Source organism: Polynucleobacter sp. AP-Latsch-80-C2, assembly GCF_018882185.1.
GTDB lineage: Bacteria > Pseudomonadota > Gammaproteobacteria > Burkholderiales > Burkholderiaceae > Polynucleobacter.
Genome location: NZ_JACVOY010000045.1, coordinates 1 through 254, shown reverse-complemented (window position 1 = coordinate 254; position 254 = coordinate 1). Strand labels below are relative to the sequence as shown.

Below are 254 nucleotides of genomic sequence, written 5' to 3'. Positions count from 1 at the left end.
CACCATTAACTGGCCTCACCATTAATACAGCAACCTTAACTGCCCATGCGATTACCTTAGCTAGCAGTAGCGCCATCTCGATTACCAATAGTGGTGCTGGTTCGATTGACGGCATCATCGCAGGTACCGGTGTTACTCTGACAAAAGCAGGAGTAGGTACTTTAACCCTAGGCAACGCCACCACCAACAGCACCTACAGCGGTGGCACGACTGTCAATGGCGGTACCCTCAAAGCGGGTTCAAGCTTCCAGCCA

Annotated in this window: 1 protein-coding gene; it reads left to right on the top strand. The window is 52.0% G+C overall.

Annotation, left to right across the window (positions count from 1 at the left end; translation table 11 throughout):
- Positions 1-254: autotransporter-associated beta strand repeat-containing protein (locus tag ICN47_RS12800; RefSeq protein WP_216220293.1), on the top strand; the 254-nt coding region annotated here is incomplete at both ends.